Consider the following 23,123-nt stretch of genomic DNA (forward strand, 5'->3'; position numbering starts at 1 on the left):
TCAAGCTCCCATGCGGGCGAGCCGCGAGCGCGGGTCGATATATTCGTTCACCGACATGGCGAGCATGAATAGGCCGAGGAACAGGATGACGACGAAGAGCATCGGAAAAGCGACCCACCACCATATGCCCGATACCATCGCGGAATGCGCATTGGCCCAGTAGATCATGCCGCCGATCGTCGGCCGGTTGATGTCGGAAAATCCGAGCACCGAGAGCGTTACCTCGAGACCGATCGCCCAGATCATGTTGTTCATCGTCGTGAAGAAGACGATCGGCATGACATAGGGCAGGTGTTCGCGGATGAGGATCTGCCGTGTGCGCATGCCCGAGAAGACCGCGTGCCGCGTGAATTCCCGCTGACGGAGAGACAGGGCGACGGACCGGATCAGGCGGCTGTCGTGCGTCCATCCGAGCAGCGCTGCGGTGATCGCCAGCATGAACCACGTCATCTGGTCGCGGAGCACGAAGACCAGAAGCAGCAGGATCGGAATGTTCGGCAGTGCGCCGAGCGTATCGTTGACCGCCATGATGATCTGGTCGGTCCGGCCGCCGATATAGCCGGAGATCAGCCCGACGGCGATGGCGATGATGCGGCTGACGAAGGCGACGATGATACCGAAGAACAGCGTATTGCGCATCGAGGCGGCGATCTGCCAGAAAACCTCCTGGCCGCGCGAGGTGGTGCCGAGCCAGAATTCGGCCGAAGGCGGCATGTCGGGCGCGACGACATAGATAGCATTCTCGTCATAGGGCGAGAAGAACGACGCCACGATCAGCGCCAGGATGATAGAGATCAGGATGGTTCCGAGCAGGAACTCCTTGTTGTAGCGCAGCAGGTCTCTGAGGACTTTGAACATCACGGATTACCCCAGTTTCACGCGTGGATCGATCAGCGGATAGATGATGTCGATCACGAAGACCGCGGCGGCAACCGCGATGATGGCGATTGTGGTGACACCGAGCACGAGGCTGTAATCGCCGGAATAGATGCCGGAGATCAGAAGCTTGCCGATCCCTGGATAATTGAAGACGAACTCGACGATGACGGCGCCGCCGAAGACGTTGCCGAGACTGAGTGCCAGGCCGGTGACCTGCGGCAGCATGGCGTTGCGCGCCACATATTGCGAAAAGATGCTGCGCGAGCGCACGCCGCCAAGCTCGGCATAGACGACGTGATCGTCGGTGACGATGTTGGAAACCAGCGAGCGCATCGAGATGAACCAGCCGCCGATGCCGACGAGCACGAGGGTCAGGGCCGGCAGGATGCCGTGTTCGATCACCGAGCTGATGAAGGCCCAGTTGAAGGCCGGCGCGAGATTGACCTGCGCGCCGTCGCTGATCGGCAGGATCGGCCAGATGAAACCGAAGAGGATCACCAGGCTGAGACCGATGATGTAGGTCGGGATCGGCTGCAGCGCCATGATGACGATGCCGGCGACCTTCAGCAGCTTGCTGCTGCGGAAATAGCCGGCAAGCGCACCGAGAAAATTACCGATGATCCAGGAAATGATCGTTGCGAGCGTCAGAAGCCCGACCGTCCAGGGCAGCGCCCGGCCGATCACGGTCATGACGGGGGTCGGAAAAGAGGAAAGCGACGGGCCGAAATCGCCGGTCAGCACACGGCCCCAGAAGGTGAAATACTGCTCCAGCAGCGGGCCGCCGGTGCCGTAGAGCTCGCGCAGCGATTCGCGGAGGATTTCGACGGCCTGCGGATCGGTGGAGCCGAAGCTCGTCAACAGCGATACGGTCTGCTCGATCGGATCGACCGGCGAAAAATGCGCGATCAGGAAGGCCAGCGTGATGCCGGTGAAGACCACAAAGAGAAATTGCAGAAAGCGTTTTGCCGCATAGATCAGAAAGCCGTTCATGACATCGACCTTTCAATAGCAGAACCGAAACAGCCGGCGGCCGGCTGTTTCCTTTGTTGTGCCTCGATCAAGGCTTCGGCGCATCCGGATTGGCCTTCAGCCCGACCACCATGTAGCGAATGTTCGACCAGTTCGGACCCGAGGCCGAATAGGGATTGTCGGCGCTCGGATAGTTGGTCCAGTAGGTCGTATCGAGGGGTGCGAACTTGTTGTAGGCCATCAGCGGGATCATCGGCATTTCCTCGACGGCAAGCTTCAGGAAGTCCTGGCCGAGCTTGGCGACATCGGGCGAATCGAAGGCGATCGACCGATTGCGCTCGATGATCTGGTCGAGACGCGGATCCTGCCAGCGCTGCAGATTGCGCGGCGGCTGGATCTGCCCGACCGGCTTGATGAACTCCGAATGATAGCTGTCGAGGAAGAAGGAGAGGTCGGGATGACCGCCCCAGGTCTCGATGCTCCAGTAGATCGCCGCCTCGAAATCGCCGGTGCTGAGACGCTGGCCATTGGTCGGGCCGGCGACATCGACCTTGGTGGCGATGCCGGCTTGCGTCCATTGCTGGGCAATCACCGTGCCGGCGCGGGCAAGCGTCGGGATGGCATCGCCTTCCACCTGCAGGCGGATCGTAAAGGGCGTGCCGTCTGGCTTCACCCACTGGCGGCCGCTTTTCTTGAAGCCTGCCTTCTGCAGCAGCTCGGTTGCAGCCTCAGCGTCCTTCTTCCACCAGCCGAAGCCGAATGTGCGCTGCAGCTTGGCCGGATCGGTCGGGATCTGATCGGCCCATTGGCCGCGCACCATATTGGCGATCTGCGCCGAGATGTTCGGATCGTAAGGCTTGATCTTCCGGGATCCGGTGTCGAGCTCGAAATTCGTCAGCCAGTCCTGCATCGGTGCATAATAATCGTCCGGGGCAGAACCCGTCGGCGGCGTGGCAAGGGCGGCGATATTGGCCGCGCCGCGGTAGGAGCCGAGGGCCACTTCGCGGATATCGATCAGCAGAGCGAGAGCCCAGCGCACGTCCTTGCTGTCGAAGGGCGCCTTCTTCGTATTGAAGAGAACGGAAGGCAGCGTCGGGTCCGGATGCGCGAAAGGGAAGCCCTTCAGCCAGGAGGCCGTGCTCTTGCTGTCGCGCATGATCGAGAACATGCCCTCGGGCGCCATGTCGTTGATGACGTCGAGATTGTGGTTGCGCTGTTCGATGACGCGAGCTTCCGGATTGCCGGCCGCACGATAGACGACGTATTTGACCTCAGGCGGTTGTGCCGCAGCCAGGCCGATCGACGTGCGCTGCCAGTCGTCGCGCAGCTTCCAGATCGTCCAGTTGCCGCCCTTGTCATAGCTCTGCAGCTGGTAGGGCCCGAGCGAAACCGGCGGATTGTTGTTGAAGGACAGCGGATCTGCGGCCTTCTCGAAGACGTGCTTCGGCATGATCCAGGCAGCATTCCAGCGCACGGTGAACAGCGTGTGGAAGCGCGAGTTCGGCTTTTTCAGATGGAAGACGACCGTCTGCGGATCCGGATTTTCGATGCTCGCGACATTGACGGTGAAGGGCGCGCTCCAGGCCATGCCGGGATGATCGATCTGCGTCTGCACGGTATAGACCACGTCGTCGCTGGTGAATTCGACACCGTCGCTCCAGAAGATGCCTTTGCGCAATTTCACCGTCATCTCGGTGAAATCGGCATTGTAGCTCGGCGGTTCGCTGGCCAGCGCATTCTGCCAGGCATCCTTGCCGCCCTCTGGATTGATGAACCACAGCGTATCGGTGGTCAGCTGCTGCAGGCCGTTGATGTTTGCCGCCGCCCCGCCGCCCGGAGCCCAGAGGTTGAACCAGTCGGCGTTCTGCTGCGGCGTGCCCTGGATGATCAGCGTTTCGTTGCGCGGTATGCCGGCAATGAAATCCTGAGCAAATGCCGGAAGGGCCACGAGCGACAATAAGGCAATGGCTGCATATTTACGGAACTTCATCGGATGTTCCTCCTCCTTAACTCGCCACGGCGAGCGCTTCCCGTAATCAATTGACGATAGCGTCCAGCGAACCCCACCTGCACGTGCCCGGGGCACATGCACTCCTCGGCGGCGAGCGAACTCACGCCGCAGTTATCGACAATTTTTTGAGAAACGGCAACTGATAATTTTGCCAGCCATAAATAATTGCGCATTTTCAAGCGTTTTTGACGCATAGCGATGTTCTGCTTTTTTATATTATTGACAAAGAGAGCATTTCGCTTAGCTTTTGCGGCGAGCGCGGCGCCCCTCCCAAGAGGCCGCACTTCATCATCAGACAGGTCAGCTGCTTTCGGGAGGAGGCTTTGGTATGACCGTTCAAGAGGACACTAGGATGAGCAGCCCCTATGACGTGACAATCTCCGTTCACGCCAACCGGCCGACCGGCAAGTACGAGCCCTTGTGGAACTGGTTCGGCTACGACGAGCCGAACTACACTTACTCCCCGCACGGCAGGAAGCTGCTCAAGGAACTCACAGAACTCAGCCCCGAGCCGCCCCGCATCCGCGCGCACAATCTTCTGACCAGCGGCGATGGCCTGCCTGCCCTCAAATGGGGTTCGACCAATGCGTATGCCGAGGATGCGTACGGCAATCCGGTCTACGACTGGACGATCATCGACAAGATCTTCGACACCTATGTCGAAGCCGGCAATATTCCGCTGATTCAGATCGGCTTCACGCCCGAAGCGCTCTCCGATTTCGACGGTCCCTATCGCCACCAATGGGAGCCGGCCGACAAATACGCAACGATCACCACCGGCTGGACGGCCCCGCCGACGGACCTGAAGAAATGGGGCGACCTGATCGAAGCATGGGCGCGCCATCTGGCCGAAAGATATGGCGAGGACGTCGTTTCAAGCTGGCCATGGGAAGTGTGGAACGAGCCGGACGGCCACTACTGGACCGGCACCATCCCGCAATTTTGCGAAATGTATGACGTCAGCGCCAAGGCCTTGAAGCGCGCGCTTCCGAAGGCCCGCGTCGGCGGGCCGCATACCTGCGGCGCCTTTGCCAATGAAAAGGCCCAGACCTTCCTGCGCGCCTTCCTCAAGCATGTGGTCGACAACAAGTCGCCGATCGATTTCCTCGCCTTCCACGCCAAGGGCAATCCGGTGATCTACGAGGGTCACGTGCGGATGGGCCTGCACAAGCAGCTCCGCGACATCGAGACGAACCTTGCCATCATCAATGAGTTTCCGGAACTCCGCCACCTGCCCGTGGTGATCGGCGAATCCGATCCGGAAGGCTGTGCTGCCTGCTCTGCACGCGTCCATCCCCAGAACGGTTATCGCAACGGCCCGCTCTACGGCGTCTATGTCGTCGAAAGCATGATCCGCACCTATGAGCTCGCAAGACGCGCCAACATCCACATCGAAGGCGCGGTCACCTGGGCCTTCCTCTTCGACGACCAGCCCTATTTCGACGGCTTCCGCGATCTTGCCACCAACGGCGTCGACAAGGCTGTTCTCAACGGCTTCCGCATGCTCGGCAAACTCGGCGGCGAATGGCTGGAATCGGAAAGCGATTATCGCCGTGATATCGAAGATATCATGAGCCATGGCGTTCGCGGCAAGCCCGATGTCAATGTCGTGGCGACCCGCGACGACAAGGGTGTTTCCATTCTGCTCTGGCACTACCACGACGATGATGAAGCCGGGCCGTCCGCAGACATCACGGTCAATCTCGACGGCTGGGGCGACATGTCCGCCTCGCTCAAGCATTTCAGGATGGACGAGGAGCATTCCAACGCCTTCGGCGTCTGGAAGACAATGGGCAAGCCGCAGAATCCGGCCGGCGAAGACTATGCCAGGCTGGAAGCCTCGGGAAAGCTCGCCGAAATCGACGGTGAGGCGTCGGTCAAGGTCGATGACGGCAAGATCGCCCTCAAGGTCTCCCTACCGCGTCAGGGCGTGTCTCTCCTGCGCCTCGATTGGTGAGCCGGTAGGCGAAGGGAGCGCAATCGAAATTTTGCGCTCCCTTTCACACGACCCGGTCAATTCTCGCTGACATAGGCGAGATAACGTTTCTTGCTCGGCTGCAGATGGTCGACGCAGAGCTGGGCGAGAACCCAGTTATCCCCACCGCGCAGCATCTCGATCATCAGCCGGTGGTGCTCATGCGAGATGCGCAGCGATTCCTTGCTCGACATCGAATTGGCGCGCACCGGCAGGCTGAGCCGCATATAGAGCTCGATCGATTGCACCAGATGCGCATTGCCGCAGGCGCCGAAGAGCGTCAGGTGGAATTTGTCATTGGCCTCGTGCACACCCCTGAGATAGCCGGATTCGATGTGGCGGCCATGCTCCTCGTGCAGAGCCAGCAGTTCCTCGATCAATGCCTCGGGTGCCGGCAGCTTTATCCACAGAGCCGCCTGCCGTTGCAGCAATTCACGCACATCGTAGATTTCCTGGACCTGGCGGGCCGTCAGCGAACGCACGGTCGCCCCCTTGTTGCGCTCCCGAACGACGATGCCCATTGTCTCGAGCTGCACGATCGCCTGCCGGGCGAAATGGCGCGTGACGTGAAAGCGGGCAAGAAGCGCGTCTTCAGTCAGGCGGGTTCCGGGCGCTAGCCGCCCGAAAATGATGTCCTCCTCCAGCGCGCGGGCAATGCTTAGATCATCATGCTCGATGCCGTCTTCGCGGCTTTCGTTGAGCGTCTGCAAATGTCATCTCCTCTGAAGCATAACCCCGAAAATCGAAGTCGATTTTCGGAAAAGGATTATGCGCCAATTTAATGTGGTAGAGCGTCCTTAGCGCGTCCTGTCGGACGCGCGGCGCTCTAACGGCAGGCCATGTTACAGTGGATTGCGTTCCGGGTCGAACCGGCTCAGGCGATAGATATCCTCGACAAGAGCAAGCGTCTTGATGTTATCGCCCGGCGATGTCTCCATCGCCACCTTTCCATCGAGGCTGTCGAGGAAATGCGCGATGGTCGCGTCATAGGCGCCCTGGTAGGTCTCGTCAGGATCGAAGCTTTCCCGGCGCTGCTGCGCACCCTCAGCCGAGAGCAGATTGCCATCAAGTTCGAGCGTGCCGCGCGCCCCGAAGATGCGTAAGTGATCGCGCGGCGACGGCGGCGCGCCATGCACCGCGAGATTGGCATTGATGGTGACGAGAATGCCATCGCTCGTCCGGCGCAGGACGACGCTTGCGACATCCTCCGCGACGATATCGCGATTGCTCCTCTCAAGCCGCGCAGTGACCACCTCCAACTCGCCCAGAAGATATCTCAGCGTATCGAGATGATGGATCATGACTTCCATGACCAGCAATCGCTGCTGCATCCGGAAAAACGGCTGGCGTATCAGCGCCGGCCTCTTTCCCTCCGCATCCGCGATCATGCCGCTGGACAGGAATTCGAACTGCACCTGGCGGATCTCGCCGGCAAGCCCCTCGTCGAGCCATGCCTTCATCCGCCGATAATAGGCGCGGAACCGCCAGTTCTCGTGGATCATCAACCTGCCCATGTTGGGAAGGCTTGCCAGCAGATCGATCGCCTCGCCATAGGAGGGTGCCAGCGGCTTCTGGCAGATGATGTCGAGGCCCTTTGCCGCCGCCAGCCGGACCAACTCGACATGGAATTCCCGCGGCGCGCAGATATCAACGGCATCGAGCTGCTCGGCATCCAGCATCGCCTGCGCACTTGTATAGTGGTGCGCGATATCGAAGGCGGCAAGCCGAGCTTCGATGGCGCTCGGCGACGGATCGGCAATCGCCACGACCTCGGCTCGTTCCGATTGCCGCATCCATGCAGGCAGATGGTAGGCACTGACCCAGCCGGCGCCGATAATGCCGATACGCCGTCGCTCCATTCCCATCACGGCGCTTCCTCTATGTTCAATTCAATTTATCAATAATCTACCCTGTTTCACCGCAAAAGCCAATCACCTGACTGCCGAGCGAAAGCACGAATTTCGGAGATTTTCATTATATTCTATGGCGATCACTGAAGAAATCCAAAAATACGATACAATGGCGCCATCTTATTTATTGACAATCATCGGTATCCCTCTACCCTGACGCCACGGCCATGGATCAATTTGGCGAGGGAGGAACAGCTTTGTCGAACGGTCTTCGCCGCAAGCTGACGAGTTATGGCGATCAGGGATTCTCCCTTTTCCTGCGCAAAGCATTCATCAAGGCCATGGGTTATTCGGACGATGCGCTCGACCGTCCGATCGTCGGCATCGCCAATACCTACAGTGATTTCAATCCCTGTCACGGCAATGTGCCGCAACTCATCGAGGCAACCAAACGCGGCGTGATGCTGGCGGGTGCGATGCCCATGGTGTTTCCGACGATCTCGATCCACGAGAGCTTTGCCTCGCCGACCTCGATGTATCTGCGCAATCTGATGGCGATGGAAACGGAAGAGATGATCCGCGCCCAGCCGATGGATGCCGTCGTCCTGATCGGCGGCTGCGACAAGACCCTGCCGGCCCAGATCATGGCGGCCGCCAGCAGCGAGATACCGGCGATCTTCCTGCCGACCGGCCCGATGGCCGTCGGCCACCACAAGGGTGAACGGCTTGGCGCCTGTACGGATTGTCGCCGTTTCTGGGGGCGCTTCCGCGCCGGAGAGATCGACGAGGCCGAGATCGCCGAGGTCAACAACAAGCTGGCCAGCTCGATCGGCACCTGCACGGTGATGGGCACGGCGAGCACCATGGCGAACCTGACCGAGGTCATGGGGCTCTGCCTTCCCCGCGCCGGTTCGGCACCCGCCGTCGAATCCGAACGGGTCCGCCTTGCCGAGGAGACGGGCCGTGTCGCTGCACGTCTCGCCATGGATGAGGCTTCCCCAACCGTGCGCGATATCCTGACGCCGCAGGCAATCCGCAACGGTCTCGTCGCGCTGCAGGCGATGGGCGGCTCGACCAATGCCGTCGTCCATCTTGCCGCAATCACCGGCCGCCTCGGCCTGCGCCTCGACATGGCCGAACTCGACCGCCTGGGCCGAAGCATTCCCCTGCTCGTCGACCTGCAGCCCTCCGGCCAGCATTATATGGAGCAGTTCCACGAGGCGGGCGGCGTCCCGGCTCTGTTGAAGGCGGTGCGCCATGAAATCGACGGCAGCGCCCCGACGGTCTACGGCAGGACGATCGGCGAGATCATCGACGATGTCATCGACGAACCGGGCCAGACCATCATCCGCACCGTCGAGAAACCGTTGAAGCCGATCGGAACGATCGCCGTCCTGTACGGCAATCTCGCGCCGCGCGGCGCCGTCATCAAACAGTCGGCTGCCTCCAAGGAGCTGCTCCAGCATATCGGACGCGCCGTGGTCTTCGATTCCGTCGAGGATATGACGCTGCGCATCGACAGCGACGATCTCGACGTCCATGCCGATGACATCCTGGTCCTGCGCAATGCCGGACCAAAGGGTGCGCCCGGCATGCCGGAAGCCGGCTATCTACCCATCCCCCGCAAGCTCGCGCGGCAGGGTGTGAAGGACATGGTGCGGATTTCCGATGCCCGCATGAGCGGCACGGCCTTCGGCACGATCATCCTCCATATCGCGCCTGAGGCTGCCGATGGCGGTCCTCTGGCGATCATCCGCACCGGCGATCGTATTCGCCTCGACGTCGAGGGCCGGCGCATCGACCTCGATATCGACCAGGCGGAATTCGATCGCCGCATGCTTGATGTCGTCAATCGGCCTTCCCCTGCGCCGTCGCGCGGCTATGCGAAGCTCTATCAGGAACGCGTGCTCCAGGCCGACGAAGGCGCCGACTTCGACTTCCTGCAAAGCGAGGAGCTCGACGCGCGATGAGCGCCGCTGATATGGACGCACCGCTTTGCCTGCCCCGCCGGCCGCTGACGCGGCTGCCGCGGGCGGCACTGCCGCAAGGCACGGTCGATACGCATTTCCACGTCTTTCGCGTCGGCGCTCCGCTCAACACGCCACGCAGCTACACGCCTGACATCGCGACGATTGCCGACTGGATCGAATTCTCCGGCAGCCTCGGCATCGACAGGGGCGTATTGGTGCAGCCAAGCGTCTATGGCCTCGACAACAGGGTGCTGCTCGAGGCGCTGGCCGCCTATCCAGATCGTCTGCGCGGCATCGTCGTCATCGATCCCGAAACCGCAGAAACCGAGATAGAGCGGCTCGACCGGCTCGGCGTGCGCGGCGTGCGGATCAATACGCGCAACAAGGGCGGCCTCCCACTCGCCGCCGCCAGAACACTGGCGGAAAGCATTGCCCCTCTCGGCTGGTCGCTGCAGTTGCAGATCAATCCCGAACAACTTCCCGATATTGCGGCAACGCTGTCCGGCATCCGCCTGCCCATCGTCATCGACCATCTCGGCTTCATTCCGCTTGCCAGAGAGACGAGATCATTGCATGTCGATGCCCTGAAAAGACTGACGGACAGAGCCGAGGCCTACGTCAAAGTCACCGCGCCCTATCGTCTGACGAAGGACGTGAATTACGACGGTTTTGCCGAGGTCACCTGCGCTCTTGCCGCCAGCCATGCGGAGAGGCTGCTCTGGGGCAGCGATTGGCCGCACACCGAATTGTGGGACGGCATGCCCGATGACGCCGAGCTGGTAGAGACCATGCATGCCGCCATCGACAACCCCGCGATTGCTGAGAAGATTTTTGTTCGAAATGCCGAAGCGCTGTTCTTCGGCCGCTGAATTGGAGAGCACCAATGGCCAGACTGACTGAAGATGCCAAGGGCGTCTATGTGATCGCCGTAACCCCCTTCACCGATGACGGCGCGCTCGATCTCGCCAGCATAGACAGCATGGTCGATTTCTACGAGGGCGCCGGTGTCACCGGCCTGACGGTGCTTGGTCAGCTCGGCGAGGCTCCGAAGCTGACCGCCGAGGAATCGCGGACAGTTGTCGAACGGGTGCTGAAGCGCCTCGACGGGCGCCTTCCTGTTGTCGTCGGCGTTTCGGCGCCAGGGCTTGCGCCGATGAGCGAACTCGCCGAAGCCGTCATGGGTGAGGGTGCCGCCGGCGTCATGGTCGCGCCACCCTGGACCGTCAAGACCGACGATCAGGCCTTCGCCTTCTACCAGTCGGTTGGCGAGGCCCTAGGCGATACGCCCTTCGTGCTGCAGGATTATCCGCTCACCACCAACGTGACGATTGCGCCCAAGGTCATCGAGCGCATCGTCAACGAGGTGCCGAACTGCGTCATGCTCAAACATGAAGATTGGCCGGGTCTGTCGAAGATCTCGGCACTTCGCGCCGCCAGCGACAAGGGCGCCATGCGGCGCATCTCCATCCTTTGCGGCAATGGCGGGCTTTTCCTGCCCGAAGAGATGAGCCGCGGCGCCGATGGCGCCATGACCGGCTTTTGTTATCCGGAGATGATGGTTGGTGTCGTCGAGGCCTATGCCGCCGGAAATCCCGATCGCGCCCATGCGATCTTTGACGCCTATCTGCCGCTCGCCCGCTACGAACAGCAGCAGGGCATCGGTCTTGCCTCGCGCAAATATGTGCTTGCCAAGCGCGGCGTGATCAAGTCCGCCACCTTGCGCAAGCCGGGCGCCAAGCTCTCGGCGCTCGATATTGCCGATGTCGAGCGCTTGCTGGCGCGCCAGGCCATCCGCCTCAAGGAGATCGGGGCGTAACGCACCGGCGTAAATCCGAAGCCGCTGGATCATCGCTGCGGATATCGATCGTCATGGCAATGCCGGTGGTTAGACTGCAGGAACCGGAATCTCGCGGCGCGGCGCCGCAACCGGCAGGCCGACCGGCACGAAACTCGCGTCACCATCTCTCGCCATGTCGTGCACCGTATGTTTCTCCAGCGCCTTCGTCACCTCGTTGAGGTCGCCATCCAGATGTTCGGCCGGAATGAGATTGCCGATGACGAAATCGAAGCGGTCGCCGCGTTTGTTCAGCAGTTCGTGGAACACGGTCATATCGCGAAGCTCCGTCGACCATTTCGCCAGCCAGTAGAACAGGCCGGAGTTGCGTGCCGTCATATGAACGGGAAGGATCGGCAGATTGTATTTGCGCGCCAGCCCGACGGCCGAGGTTTTCCACGGACGCTCATTCAGCCGGCCGTTCGCCCAATAGGCGATGCGGCCTGAAGGAAAGAGCACTGTCGCCTTGCCTTCCTTGACCGCGTGGTTCGTCAGTTGCAGCGTCTCGCGCGCTTTCAGCTTGCTCTTATGCTCCTCCCGCCATTCGACGGGAATGATCATCTCGGCAAAGCGCGGATTGACGCGGATGGCATCGCGATTGGCAAAGAACATCATGTCCGGCCGTCGCGCCTTCAAAAGATCGAACACGGCAACGCCGTCGGCGATGCCGGTCGGATGGTTGCTGACGAGGATGAAGCCGCCGGTATCGGGAATGCGTTCGCCATTGATGAGGCCGATGTCGAGTTTCAGCACGTCGCTCAGATATTCGAACGACTGGAAGCCCGGCATTTTGGCGACCGCATTGGCGAACTCGAGAGCCTTGTTGTAGCGCAGCAGCGTATAGAGGAATGGCCGCATGACCGGCCAGAGCGGATTTTTCACGATCCTCTGGCCGCGTTCGGCAATCAGCGTATCGACGATATGACCGGGCTTTCCCTGTGAAATGAGAGCGATCGCTTCCGCGAGCTGTCCGAAAGCCGTCATGGAATCGCGCCGTGCCATGAAAGATCCTGTCTATGGGTATAAGCTATCGCAGTAGAATATGATCGAAGGATGACAATGGCTTGGCCGGCATTAGCAATTCCATAACTGTTCCTGCTCCAAATTGGCGGACTTGAAGGCAAAATCAAGGCCCGCAACGTGAACGAACTGCTTGTTATCGCCGATCAGCGCCTGATGGCGGAACGGGCAGCGTGGCTCGAAAACCTCGCCCGTGAGCGCCGTCTTTCCGAGCACACGCTCGACGCCTATGAGCGCGATACCCGCCAGTTTCTCACCTTTCTGACCGGCCATCTCGCTGGCCCGGCGACGCTCCGCGATATCAGGGAATTGCGCCCCGCCGATTTCCGCGCCTTCCTGGCGGCCCGGCGCAAGCAGGGCTCCGGCGCCCGCTCGCTCGGCCGCAATCTCGCCGGTCTTCGCTCGCTGCTGCGCCATCTCGAAAAGAAGGGCCTGGTCAATGCCGCCGGTGCTGCCGCGGTGCGCTCGCCGAAACAGCCAAAATCGCTACCCAAGCCGCTGTCGGACACCCAGGCGATCACCGTCGTCAGCGATGAAGCCCAGCTCCATGACGAGCCCTGGATTGCGGCGCGCGACGCGTCGGTCATGACGCTGCTCTACGGCTGCGGCCTGCGCATCTCCGAAGCGCTGGACCTTACTCCCGCCGACCTACAGAAGGGCGCAACGACGCTGCGCATCACCGGCAAGGGCAACAAGACGCGGCTGGTGCCGCTGCTGTCTGTGGTTTTCGACGCCGTCGAGAAATACCGAGCGCTCTGCCCATACCATCTGGAAAGCGCAGAACCGCTGTTTCGCGGCGCCCGCGGCGGCAAGCTGCAGGCAGCGATCATCCAGCGCACCATGCAGAAGATGCGTAGCGCCTTCGGTCTGCCGGAGACGGCGACACCCCATGCACTGCGCCACTCCTTCGCCACCCATCTGCTTGCCGGCGGCGGTGATCTGCGCACCATCCAGGAATTGCTCGGCCATGCCAGCCTTTCCACAACGCAGGTCTATACCGGCGTCGATGCATCGCGGCTGCTCGAGGTGTATGATCGCGCGCATCCGCGAGCGTAATGGATGTCGCCCAAAAGTGCGCAGCGGTTTTGGGGCAACGACATGCATAGGCTTACAGCGCATCGCATGGATGCGATTGAATGTGAGGCGCTTTAAGCTCTCGTTAAGGCATTCTCTTAAAGGAATATGCGCAAGCCGGGCGTAGAGCATGAAGCCTATAGAGCATGTGATCGGAACATCCATCATGACGACATCAATCGGCCGCCGGACGTCTTACCTCGCAGTGCCGGCCAATCTGTTGCTCTGGCTGATCGCGGCCTTTCACATGCTGCTTCTTGCCGCCCTGTTTGCCGCCTTCCTGACGGCAAGGCCGGCGGCGGCCGAAGATGTCGCCTGCACCGGCCGCAACCTGATGGTCGAACTGCAGCAGAACGACCCTGCCCGCTACGCAGAGGCGCTGAAGGAAGCCGACGCCACGCCGAACGGCAAGGGCATCTTCTGGAAGATCGAGAAGCCGGGCCTTGCACCCTCGTGGCTGCTCGGCAGCATGCATGTCACCGATCCGCGCGTGCTGGCCCTGCCGCCACGCGCCCAGGCAGCCCACGACGCCGCCGACACGATCATCATCGAATCCGACGAGATCCTCGATGAGCGGAAGGCGACCGCCGCCCTGCTCGCAAAGCCGGAACTGACGATGTTCACCGACGGCACGACGATCGACAAGCTGCTTTCTCCCGAGGACTACAAGCGTCTCGAAACCGGCCTCAAGCAACGCGGCATCCCGATCAGCGCCGTTTCCCGGATGCGGCCCTGGATGATTTCGAGCGCCGTCGCCCTGCCGGCCTGCGAAATCGCCCGCAAGGCAAAAGGCGCGAAGTTCCTCGACCAGAAGATCGCCACCGATGCCATTGCTCAGGGCAAACAGGTCAAAGGGCTTGAAACCCTTGCCGAGCAGATCCAGGCCATGGCCGATCTGCCGGTCGAGTTCCATCTGAAATCGCTGATCCAGACGCTGGAACTCGGCGACAAGATGAGCGATGTCGTCGAGACGATGACCGACCTCTACCTCTCCGGCGACATCGGCATGACCATGCCGATGCTGAAAACCGTGACACCGGAGGAAGAAGGCGAAAACAGCGATTATGCCGCTTTCGAGCAGCGCGTGATCCTTGACCGCAACAAGGTGATGGCCGAGCGCGCAGCGCCCATCCTCGACAGCGGCAACGTCTTCATGGCCGTCGGCGCCCTGCATCTGCCCGGCAAGAACGGCGTCATCGAACTGCTGCGCCAGCAGGGCTTCACCGTGACTGCGGTGAACTGAGGCCGCCGGCGGCCAGCTGGTCGTCGTTCGACCGGGCACGCTGCTTTCCAAAAGCGCCGATACGCACCCAATAAAACAGCCGCCTGCCTCACGGCAAGCGGCTGCATGCGTTGTTGCGAATATGTAAGATCACATATGGATCGGCTTGAAGAAGGTTGCGAGCGCAGCCTCTTTCACCGCTTCCGACATGGTCGGATGCGCGTGGCAGGTACGGCCGAGATCTTCCGACGAACCGCCGAATTCCATCAGCACTGCGATCTCGTGGATCATCTCGCCGGCGCCGAAGCCGACGATATGGCCGCCGAGCACCCGGTCGGTTTCCTTGTCGGCAAGGATTTTGACGAAGCCGTCGGTCGCCAGCATCGCACGCGCCCGGCCGTTCGCCGTGAAGGGGAACTTGCCGACCTTGTAGGTGACGCCTGCCGCTTTCAGCTCTTCCTCGGTCTTGCCGACGGAAGCGATTTCCGGCTGGGTGTAGACGACGCTCGGAATGACCTCGTAATTCACATGGCCATGCTGTCCGGCGAGGATTTCGGCAAGCGCCACGCCCTCGTCTTCCGCCTTGTGCGCCAGCATCGGCCCCTTGACCACATCGCCGATCGCGTAGATGCCGTCGACATTGGTCTTGTAGTGGCCGTCGATCTCGACACGGCCGCGATTGTCGAGCGTAACACCGGCCTCTTCGAGGCCAAGCCCCGCCGTATAGGGCTTGCGTCCGGTGGCAATCAGCACGACCTCGGCATCGAGTGTCACCTTGTCGCCGCCCTTGACCGGCTCGAAGGTGACCTTGGCGCCCGTGTCCCCCTTCTCGACGCCTGTGACCTTGGCGCTGAGATTGAAATCGATGCCCTGCTTGGCGAGCATGCGCTGGAATTGCTTGGAGACTTCGCCGTCCATGCCGCCAAGGATGGTGTCGAGATATTCGACGACGGTGACTTTGGCGCCGAGGCGCGACCAGACGGAACCGAGTTCGAGCCCGATGACGCCGCCGCCGACGACGATCAGCGTTTCCGGCACTTTTTCCAGCGCGATGCCGCCGGTGGACGAGATGATGGTCTTTTCGTCGATTTCGACCTGCACGCCGGGAATGCCGGCGACGTCGGAGCCGGTGGCGATGACGATGTTTTTGCCTTCGATTTCCTGCACCTTGCCGTCATCGGCGGTGACGGAGACCTTGCCGGCCGAGACGATCTTGCCGGTACCCTGGAAGGCATCGATCTTATTCTTCTTGAAGAGGAAGGCGACGCCGTCGACATTCGACTTCACCGTCGCATCCTTGTGGGCCATCATATTGCCGAGATTGAGCGTCGGCGCCGGGACGTCGATACCGAGGGCGCTCATCCCGTGGCCGGCCTGATGGAACATTTCGGAGGCATGCAGCAGCGCCTTCGACGGAATGCAGCCGACGTTCAGGCAGGTGCCGCCATAGGTCGCCCGCCTTTCGACGACGGCGACCTTAAGGCCAAGCTGGGCCGCCTTGACGGCGCAGACATAGCCGCCCGGACCGGTTCCGATAATGATCACATCGTAGGACATTGCTTCTTTCCCTTTGGATTTTTGTTTAATCGGCCGCGCGCGATATCAGGCCGAGGAATTCGATAATATACTGCATGCTGTTTTTCGCCCGTTGCTCTAGCGGCCGCCGCTCACATTGAGGATCGCGCCGGTGATATAGGAGGCCGAAGGTGACAGAAGATAGAGGACCGCATCGGCCACCTCCTCGGGCGTGCCCGCGCGCTGCATCGGGATCGAGGGCGCCAGCTCCCGTGGCCGATCCGGCAGGCCGCCGGAGGCATGAAGGTCGGTTTCGATGACGCCGGGCCTTATCGCATTCACGCGGATACCCTCGGCTGCGACCTCACGCGCCAGCCCGACGGTGAACGTGTCGATCGCCGCCTTCGAGGCGGCATAGTCGACATACTGCGTCGCCGAACCGAGGATCGCCGCCATCGACGAGATGTTGACGATCGCCCCGCCCTTGCCGCCATGCCGGCTCGACATGCGGCGTATGGCCTCTGCCGCGCAGAGTATCGACCCGGTCACATTGACGCGCAGCATGCGCTCGATCCGCTCTACCGACATCTCGTCGACGCGCTGGGGATAATCGACGATGCCGGCATTGTTGACGAGCCCGTCGAGCCGGCCGAATTGCCGATCGACTGCCGTGAACATCGAGACGATATCCGCAGCCTTACCGACATCGCCCTGGATCGCCACGGCCTCGCCGCCATCCGCGACAATCGCAGCCACGACGGCATCCGCAGCTTGACGGTTGGCGGCGTAGTTCACCGCGACACGCCAGCCCTGGCGCGCGGCGAGCCGTGAAGCCGCGGCGCCGATACCCCGGCTTCCGCCGGTAATGAGAACAACAGGTGCATCGCTCATGTCGCACACTCCTTAAATGTCAGCACGTCCCAGGGTGCCACCACGGCCTTGCCCTCGCCCCAGGCGCTGGATTCGCGGATGGCAGGACCAAGGCCGGGAAGCACGAGTTTTTCAGCCGCCGCCGCACCTTCGGGCTGCAGATTGTTCATCTCGCCCTCGGCATCCATGCCATAGACGGCGCCCTGCCAGACCGTGCAGGCATTGAGATCGGCGCCGGTCGCATCACCCTCGGGGCAGTTGAACATCAAGATGCCGATGGCGCGCACCGGATCTTCCGATGGCATGACATAACCTTCCATCACGACAGGTGTCTTCAGCGCGCTGAACTTGAACTGGTTGCTGGCGGCGGCCGATGGAGAATTCAGCGGTGCAAAGCGCAATTCATAGGCACCGTCGCGATCGACGTAGACGGCCTGCTCCTGCTTGCATGCGGCACCGAAGGTGGATGCCGGAAAGACAAAAAACGCGGCGGCTGCGATTGCAGCCACGCCTGTCCGTCTCGTCGTGATCCCGGTCCTTCCGCTCATTGCAGCTTCGGCTCCTTGCGCCCGTCGGCATTCTCGACAACGCTGAAATCCGTCAGCAGCACCAACGCGCGGCCATCCCTGTCGAGCCCCCAGAAAACCGGATAGAAACCGTCGCCCCAGCCGCTCCAGAACACCGCGACATTGCCTCGTCTGCCGGCGACCGGCCGATGCAGCGCATAGATGCCCTTGTTGGCGTCGAGGTCCGACGCCAACACGTCGTCGTAATAGTTGACGTCGGAATCTGGTTTCTGCGCCTGCACCTGGGCCTCGCGCTCTCCGATCAAATCAAGCGTATCGGCATCCATGTAGCAGCCGAGGCCGGCATCGACGGGATAGCCGAAGATCTCGCCGTCCTTCAGCGTCGCCGGGTCCTGCCCTGGCAGGACCGCAAGCTCCCAACGATCCGGCTTGCCCTCGGCAAACCGCATGCTGGCAGCGGCGATGCGCCCGAACGCCTGGTAGAGCGTCACCGGATACTCGCCGGGCGCAACCGTTCTTGCGAGTGCCGGACGGTCGGGCTGGGCCAGCGGATCGGCGGCAACGATGCGCCCCGAGGTCAGTTCGACATTGCCCATATGGATGACGCCGATCGACCGCCCGGAAAGCTCGGCATCGCCAAGCGCCACCAGCTCGAAATTGCTGCTTGCCTTGCCGATATCCCAGCCGGCAGCCGATGCGGAGACCGGGACATGCGCGGCGGCAGCGCAAAAAAGAAGGCGCGCCGCTCGCATGATCCGGTTCCGCATCGAAAACGCTCCCTTAGAGATCGAGAACCAGACGTTCCGGATCTTCCAGGCTTTCCTTGACGCGCACGAGGAAGGTGACCGCTTCCTTGCCGTCGACCATGCGGTGATCGTAGGACAGCGCCAGATACATCATCGGACGGATGACCACCTGGCCGCCGATCGCAACCGGCCGCTCCTGGATTTTGTGCATGCCGAGAATGCCGGACTGCGGTGCGTTGAGGATCGGCGAAGACATCAGCGAACCGTAGACGCCGCCATTGGTGATGGTGAAGGTGCCGCCCTGCATGTCGGCCATGGAGAGCGAGCCATCACGGGCTGCCTTGGCAAGACGGCCGAGCTCCTTCTCGATTTCGGCGATCGACATCTGGTCGGCGTCGCGGATGACGGGAACGACGAGACCTTTGTCCGTGCCGACGGCCATGCCGACATGGCAGTAGTTCTTGTAGATGACGTCGGTGCCGTCGATTTCGGCGTTGACGGCCGGCAGTTCCTTCAGCGCATGCGTCACCGCCTTGGTGAAGAAGCCCATGAAGCCAAGCTTGACGCCGTGCTTCTTCTCGAAAATGTCCTTGTACTTGTTGCGCAGATCCATGACCGCCTTCATGTCCACCTCGTTATAGGTGGTCAGCATGGCGGCAGTATTCTGCGCATCCTTGAGGCGCTTGGCGATCGTCTGGCGCAGGCGCGTCATCTTCACGCGCTCTTCGCGCGAGGCATCCTCGACCGTCGACGGGCCACGCGCGGCGGCAGGCGTCGCCGCCGGTGCGGCCGCCGGAGCGGAAATGCCCTTGGCAACGGCGGCGATGACGTCGCCCTTCAGCACCTGGCCGCGCTTGCCGCTACCGTCGACCTGATCGGCGGAAAGGTTGTTTTCAGCAAGCATCTTCGAAGCTGCCGGTGCCGGCGGCATGGTGGAGACGGAGGCGCTCGACGACGACGCAGCAGCGGCGGCAACCGCCGGCTGGGCCGGAGCAGCAGCGGCCGGTTGGGCGGGAGCCGGAGCAGCAGGCGCGGCGGCCGGTGCAGCGGCAGCAGGCGCGGCGGCAGCGGCTGCACCTTCGGCGATCTGGCCGAGCAATGCGCCAAGGCCGACAGTCTCGCCGGCAGCGACAACGATTTCCGAAAGCGTGCCGGAGGCGGGTGCTGGAACTTCGATGGTCACCTTGTCGGTTTCAAGCTCGAGAATCGGCTCGTCGGCCTTGATGGCGTCGCCGACCTTCTTGAACCAGGTGCCGACGGTTGCCTCGCTGACGGATTCACCGAGAGTTGGAACGCGGATTTCTGTGGCCATTGTTCAGATCCTGATTTCGTGTGTTTTCGTTTATGCGTTTCAGACGGCGGGAGGCCGCGAGATGATCGAGGGCATCGGCAGGATATCGAAACGGAAACCGAAGCCGGAAGCGATGATCGGATCGCCGTCGGCAAGAACCTGCGCCGCCGCCTTGATCCTCGACCTCGACGATCGCCATGCCCCAGGCGCCTTCACCCTCGAAGACGGGGCCGACGATAATCGCCGATCCCGCAAGAGCGTTCCGATGCCAGTATTCGGCATGGCGTTTCATCGCCGCCATTTCCTCCCCGGTCCCGTCATGCGGGAAAGTGGGGCGCGGCGGCTGCGGTCTCAGAAAGAAATAAGCCATTGCGCCCCCCTTGTTTTAACCGCCCAATGCATCCTCGAGGAATGCGGCGAGCTGCGACAGATGCTTGGACATCAGGCCCGTCGCCGGCGAGGCGGCGGCCGGACGGCCGGTATACCGGACACGCTGGTATTTCGCGTCGATATGGGCGAGCACCCATTCGAGGAAGGGGTCGATGAACGACCATGCGCCCATGTTCTTCGGCTCTTCCTGGCACCAGACCATCTCGGCATTGCGGAAGCGCGACAGCTCGTTGATCAGCGCCTTAGCCGGGAACGGATAGAGCTGTTCGACACGTAAGAGATAGACGTCGTCGATACCGCGCTTTTCACGCTCTTCGAGAAGATCGTAATAGACCTTGCCGGAGCACATGACGACGCGGCGGATCTTGTTGTCCTTCTGCAGCTTGATCGGACCATCCTTGATCACCTCGGCATCGTCCCAGAGCAGGCGATGGAAGGCGGATTCGCCGGCCATTTCGGCAAGCGTCGAAACCGCCCGCTTGTGGCGCAGCAGCGACTTCGGCGTCATCAGGATCAGCGGCTTGCGGAAATCGCGCTTCAGCTGCCGGCGCAGGATGTGGAAGTAGTTCGCCGGCGTCGTGACATTGGCGACCTGCATGTTGTCTTCCGCGCAAAGCTGCAGGAAACGCTCGAGGCGGGCCGAGGAGTGTTCGGGACCCTGACCTTCATAGCCGTGCGGCAGCAGGCAGACGAGGCCCGACATACGCAGCCACTTGCGTTCGCCCGACGAGATGAACTGGTCGAAGACCACCTGCGCACCGTTGGCGAAATCGCCGAACTGTGCTTCCCAGAGCGTCAGCGCATTCGGGCGGGCGAGCGAATAGCCATATTCGAAACCGAGCACGGCCTCTTCCGAAAGCATCGAATTGATGACTTCGTAGCGCCCCTGCGTCGGCGAAAGATTGGCGAGCGGGATATAACGCTCTTCGGTTTCCTGATCGTAGAGAACCGAGTGACGCTGCGAGAAGGTGCCGCGTTCACAATCCTGGCCGGACAGGCGGATCTTGCTGCCTTCGACGCAGAGCGCGCCGAAGGAGAGCGCTTCGGCCATCGCCCAGTCGATACCCTCGCCGGTGGCGATCATGTTGGCGCGGTTTTCCATGAAGCGCTGGATCGTGCGGTGCGCGTTGAAGCCAGCCGGGATCTCAGAGAGCTTGCGGCCGATCTCCTTCAGCGTCTTCATCGGCACGGCGGTCTTGCCGCGGCGTTGCTCGTCGGCATTGTCGGCCGTGCGCAGGCCTGACCACTCGCCGTCTAGCCAGTCGGCCTTGTTCGGCTTGTACTGCTGGCCGGCCTCGAATTCCTGTTCGAGATGGAGGCGCCAATCGGCCTTCATCTTCTCGACTTCACCGTCGGTCAGCAGGCCCTCGGCGACGAGACGGGCCGCATAGAGCTGCAGCACGGTCTTGTGGGCGCGGATCACCTTGTACATCTTCGGCTGCGTGAAGGACGGTTCGTCGCCTTCATTGTGGCCGTAGCGGCGGTAGCAGAACAGGTCGAGCACAACAGGCTTGTGGAACTTCATGCGGAATTCGGTGGCGATCTTCGCCCCATAGACCACCGCTTCCGGATCGTCGCCGTTGACGTGCAGGATCGGCGCCTCGATCATCTTGGCGACGTCGGACGGATAAGGCGACGAGCGCGAAAAGGCCGGGTTGGTCGTGAAGCCGATCTGGTTGTTGATGATCACATGCATGGTGCCGGCGACGCGGTGGCCGCGCAGACCGGAAAGGCCGAGGATTTCGGCAATGACACCCTGGCCGGCAAAGGCCGCGTCGCCATGGATCAGCAGTGGCAGAACCTTGGCGCGTTCGGAAAGCGGGATGATGTCGCCGTCCCAGACGGTGGCGTTCATATCCTGCTTGGCGCGGGCCTTGCCCATGACGACGGGATCGACGATTTCGAGATGCGACGGGTTCGCCGTCAGCGAAACGTGGATCTTGTTGCCGTCGAATTCGCGGTCGGAAGAGGCGCCGAGATGGTACTTGACGTCACCCGAGCCCTCGACCTCGTCAGGAGCGGCCGAGCCGCCCTTGAACTCGTGGAAGATCGCCCGGTGCGGCTTGCCCATGACCTGGGAGAGCACGTTCAGGCGGCCGCGATGGGCCATGCCGAACACGGCTTCCTTGAGGCCAAGATGGCCGCCGCGCTTGAGGATCTGCTCCAGCGCCGGGATCAGCGATTCGCCGCCGTCGAGACCGAAACGCTTCGTGCCCTTGAACTTGACGTCGAGGAACTGTTCGTAGCCTTCGGCTTCGACGAGCTTGGCAAGGATCGCCTTCTTGCCTTCCGGCGTAAAGGCCACACCCTTGTCCGGTCCTTCGATGCGCTCCTGGATCCAGGCCTTTTCTTCCGGATTGGAGATATGCATGAATTCGACGCCGAGCGTCGAGCAATAGGTGCGCTCAAGGATCCCGATCATCTCGCGGATGGTCGCGTATTCCAAGCCGAGCACGTTGTCGATGAAGATCTTGCGATCGTAATCGGCGGCCGTGAAGCCGTAATTCTCCGCCGAGAGTTCGTGATAGTCGTCAACGGGAGCGGCGATGCCGAGCGGGTCGAGCTTGGCATGCAAGTGGCCGCGCATGCGGTAGGCGCGGATCATCATGATGGCGCGCACGGAATCGCGCGTCGCCTGCAGCACCTCGGTGCTGTCGGCAGGCTTGCCCTGAGCTTCGGCCTTGGCCTTGACCTTGGTTTCGATCACCTTCTCGACGATGCCCCAGTCGCCATCGAGAGCCGATACCAGATCGCCGCTTGCCTGAAGCGGCCAGTTCTTCTTGCGCCAGGAAGCGCCCTTGGCCGCCCTTTTCACATCGCTGGGATCCTCCTCCAGCGCCTTGAAGAAGGACCGCCACTGATCGTCGACCGATGCCGGATCTTCTTCGTACCGCGCGTAGAGCTGCTCGATATAGGCAGCGTTGGCGCCATCCAGAAACGAGGTGATCTGAAACTGCTCGTTGGCTTCTTGCCGTGCCAT

The 23,123-nt window shown here is 61.7% G+C and carries 18 protein-coding genes and 1 pseudogene; 6 read left to right on the top strand and 13 right to left on the bottom strand.

Features of this window, described 5'->3' with window-relative positions; translation table 11 throughout:
• The 3 genes from RWK44_RS02825 to RWK44_RS02835 form a co-directional block, all read right to left on the bottom strand.
• A complete protein-coding gene (locus RWK44_RS02825; protein WP_168268754.1) occupies positions 1–858 on the bottom strand; it encodes an ABC transporter permease in 858 nt (285 codons plus the stop codon).
• A gap of 6 nt (positions 859–864) precedes the next feature.
• A complete protein-coding gene (locus tag RWK44_RS02830; protein ID WP_003543481.1) occupies positions 865–1,869 on the bottom strand; it encodes an ABC transporter permease in 1,005 nt (334 codons plus the stop codon).
• Between the two features lie 67 nt (positions 1,870–1,936).
• The gene (locus tag RWK44_RS02835; protein ID WP_168283377.1) at positions 1,937–3,838 is read right to left on the bottom strand and encodes an ABC transporter substrate-binding protein; all 1,902 of its coding nucleotides are present in this window, start codon (positions 3,836–3,838) and stop codon (positions 1,937–1,939) included.
• Between the two features lie 349 nt (positions 3,839–4,187).
• Between RWK44_RS02835 and RWK44_RS02840 the strand changes: the two genes are divergently transcribed.
• Positions 4,188–5,816: a GH39 family glycosyl hydrolase gene (locus RWK44_RS02840; RefSeq protein ID WP_168283376.1), complete on the top strand. Its 1,629-nt coding sequence runs from the start codon at positions 4,188–4,190 to the stop codon at positions 5,814–5,816.
• A gap of 56 nt (positions 5,817–5,872) precedes the next feature.
• On the opposite strand, the gene RWK44_RS02845 is transcribed toward RWK44_RS02840, so the two are convergent.
• On the bottom strand, positions 5,873–6,544 hold the full coding sequence (locus tag RWK44_RS02845) for a GntR family transcriptional regulator (protein WP_168310283.1): 672 nt from the start codon (positions 6,542–6,544) through the stop codon (positions 5,873–5,875).
• 132 nt (positions 6,545–6,676) lie between these two features.
• Positions 6,677–7,702: a Gfo/Idh/MocA family protein gene (locus tag RWK44_RS02850; protein WP_316028336.1), complete on the bottom strand. Its 1,026-nt coding sequence runs from the start codon at positions 7,700–7,702 to the stop codon at positions 6,677–6,679.
• A 239-nt stretch (positions 7,703–7,941) separates the two neighbouring features.
• Here RWK44_RS02850 and RWK44_RS02855 point away from each other — a divergent pair, with 239 nt between their 5' ends.
• Genes RWK44_RS02855 through RWK44_RS02865 form a run of 3 tightly spaced genes read left to right on the top strand, consistent with a single transcriptional unit; the run spans position 7,942 to position 11,470 of the window.
• Entirely contained in the window at positions 7,942–9,654 is a 1,713-nt protein-coding gene (locus tag RWK44_RS02855) for an IlvD/Edd family dehydratase (protein WP_316028337.1), read from the top strand.
• Positions 9,651–10,523 carry an amidohydrolase family protein gene (locus RWK44_RS02860; RefSeq protein ID WP_316028338.1) on the top strand — a complete coding sequence of 291 codons (873 nt, stop codon included), beginning with the start codon at positions 9,651–9,653 and terminating at the stop codon, positions 10,521–10,523. Before RWK44_RS02855 ends, RWK44_RS02860 begins: the two co-directional genes overlap by 4 nt.
• A gap of 14 nt (positions 10,524–10,537) precedes the next feature.
• Positions 10,538–11,470 carry a dihydrodipicolinate synthase family protein gene (locus tag RWK44_RS02865; protein ID WP_316028339.1) on the top strand — a complete coding sequence of 311 codons (933 nt, stop codon included), beginning with the start codon at positions 10,538–10,540 and terminating at the stop codon, positions 11,468–11,470.
• A 69-nt stretch (positions 11,471–11,539) separates the two neighbouring features.
• On the opposite strand, the gene RWK44_RS02870 is transcribed toward RWK44_RS02865, so the two are convergent.
• Positions 11,540–12,490 carry a GNAT family N-acetyltransferase gene (locus tag RWK44_RS02870; RefSeq protein ID WP_316028340.1) on the bottom strand — a complete coding sequence of 317 codons (951 nt, stop codon included), beginning with the start codon at positions 12,488–12,490 and terminating at the stop codon, positions 11,540–11,542.
• A 138-nt stretch (positions 12,491–12,628) separates the two neighbouring features.
• Between RWK44_RS02870 and RWK44_RS02875 the strand changes: the two genes are divergently transcribed.
• A complete protein-coding gene (locus tag RWK44_RS02875; protein ID WP_131663216.1) occupies positions 12,629–13,564 on the top strand; it encodes a tyrosine recombinase XerC in 936 nt (311 codons plus the stop codon).
• Between the two features lie 184 nt (positions 13,565–13,748).
• The gene (locus RWK44_RS02880) at positions 13,749–14,825 is read left to right on the top strand and encodes a TraB/GumN family protein (RefSeq protein WP_222061659.1); all 1,077 of its coding nucleotides are present in this window, start codon (positions 13,749–13,751) and stop codon (positions 14,823–14,825) included.
• Between the two features lie 129 nt (positions 14,826–14,954).
• Here RWK44_RS02880 and lpdA read toward each other — a convergent pair whose 3' ends face one another.
• The 7 genes and pseudogenes from lpdA to RWK44_RS02915 all read right to left on the bottom strand — a co-directional run bounded on the left by lpdA (position 14,955) and on the right by RWK44_RS02915 (position 23,123).
• The gene (gene lpdA / locus RWK44_RS02885) at positions 14,955–16,361 is read right to left on the bottom strand and encodes a dihydrolipoyl dehydrogenase (RefSeq protein ID WP_168283369.1); all 1,407 of its coding nucleotides are present in this window, start codon (positions 16,359–16,361) and stop codon (positions 14,955–14,957) included.
• 96 nt (positions 16,362–16,457) lie between these two features.
• Positions 16,458–17,210 (bottom strand): SDR family oxidoreductase, encoded by a 753-nt coding sequence (locus tag RWK44_RS02890; RefSeq protein WP_168329272.1) that lies wholly within the window; start codon positions 17,208–17,210, stop codon positions 16,458–16,460.
• Entirely contained in the window at positions 17,207–17,737 is a 531-nt protein-coding gene (locus RWK44_RS02895) for a hypothetical protein (RefSeq protein ID WP_316028341.1), read from the bottom strand. The genes RWK44_RS02890 and RWK44_RS02895 overlap by 4 nt, the downstream gene beginning before the upstream one ends.
• Positions 17,734–18,483, bottom strand: a complete 750-nt coding sequence (locus RWK44_RS02900) for a DUF4241 domain-containing protein (protein WP_222009754.1) — start codon at positions 18,481–18,483, stop codon at positions 17,734–17,736. Before RWK44_RS02900 ends, RWK44_RS02895 begins: the two co-directional genes overlap by 4 nt.
• Before the next feature lie 13 nt (positions 18,484–18,496).
• Complete coding sequence (gene odhB / locus RWK44_RS02905; protein ID WP_132611230.1) at positions 18,497–19,774, bottom strand: 2-oxoglutarate dehydrogenase complex dihydrolipoyllysine-residue succinyltransferase; 1,278 nt, start codon at positions 19,772–19,774, stop codon at positions 18,497–18,499.
• 39 nt (positions 19,775–19,813) lie between these two features.
• A pseudogene (locus tag RWK44_RS02910) lies at positions 19,814–20,123 on the bottom strand (YciI family protein).
• 15 nt (positions 20,124–20,138) lie between these two features.
• Positions 20,139–23,123, bottom strand: coding sequence for a 2-oxoglutarate dehydrogenase E1 component (locus RWK44_RS02915; RefSeq protein WP_168268443.1), 2,985 nt, complete (start codon positions 23,121–23,123; stop codon positions 20,139–20,141).

The organism is Rhizobium sp. 25PS6 (genome assembly GCF_032464655.1).
In the GTDB taxonomy this organism is placed as follows: domain Bacteria; phylum Pseudomonadota; class Alphaproteobacteria; order Rhizobiales; family Rhizobiaceae; genus Rhizobium; species Rhizobium laguerreae.

What these genes read in the sequence shown, in the direction of transcription:
- RWK44_RS02860 (WP_316028338.1), top strand. Translation starts at nt 9,651, where the DNA reads ATGAGCGCCGCTGATATGGACGCACCGCTTTGCCTGCCCCGCCGGCCG.
- RWK44_RS02825 (WP_168268754.1), bottom strand. Translation starts at nt 858, where the DNA reads ATGTTCAAAGTCCTCAGAGACCTGCTGCGCTACAACAAGGAGTTCCTG.
- RWK44_RS02865 (WP_316028339.1), top strand. Translation starts at nt 10,538, where the DNA reads ATGGCCAGACTGACTGAAGATGCCAAGGGCGTCTATGTGATCGCCGTA.
- RWK44_RS02890 (WP_168329272.1), bottom strand. Translation starts at nt 17,210, where the DNA reads ATGAGCGATGCACCTGTTGTTCTCATTACCGGCGGAAGCCGGGGTATC.
- RWK44_RS02870 (WP_316028340.1), bottom strand. Translation starts at nt 12,490, where the DNA reads ATGGCACGGCGCGATTCCATGACGGCTTTCGGACAGCTCGCGGAAGCG.
- lpdA (WP_168283369.1), bottom strand. Translation starts at nt 16,361, where the DNA reads ATGTCCTACGATGTGATCATTATCGGAACCGGTCCGGGCGGCTATGTC.
- RWK44_RS02895 (WP_316028341.1), bottom strand. Translation starts at nt 17,737, where the DNA reads ATGAGCGGAAGGACCGGGATCACGACGAGACGGACAGGCGTGGCTGCA.
- RWK44_RS02915 (WP_168268443.1), bottom strand. Translation starts at nt 23,123, where the DNA reads ATGGCACGGCAAGAAGCCAACGAGCAGTTTCAGATCACCTCGTTTCTG.
- RWK44_RS02835 (WP_168283377.1), bottom strand. Translation starts at nt 3,838, where the DNA reads ATGAAGTTCCGTAAATATGCAGCCATTGCCTTATTGTCGCTCGTGGCC.
- RWK44_RS02840 (WP_168283376.1), top strand. Translation starts at nt 4,188, where the DNA reads ATGACCGTTCAAGAGGACACTAGGATGAGCAGCCCCTATGACGTGACA.
- RWK44_RS02900 (WP_222009754.1), bottom strand. Translation starts at nt 18,483, where the DNA reads ATGCGGAACCGGATCATGCGAGCGGCGCGCCTTCTTTTTTGCGCTGCC.
- RWK44_RS02830 (WP_003543481.1), bottom strand. Translation starts at nt 1,869, where the DNA reads ATGAACGGCTTTCTGATCTATGCGGCAAAACGCTTTCTGCAATTTCTC.
- RWK44_RS02880 (WP_222061659.1), top strand. Translation starts at nt 13,749, where the DNA reads ATGACGACATCAATCGGCCGCCGGACGTCTTACCTCGCAGTGCCGGCC.
- odhB (WP_132611230.1), bottom strand. Translation starts at nt 19,774, where the DNA reads ATGGCCACAGAAATCCGCGTTCCAACTCTCGGTGAATCCGTCAGCGAG.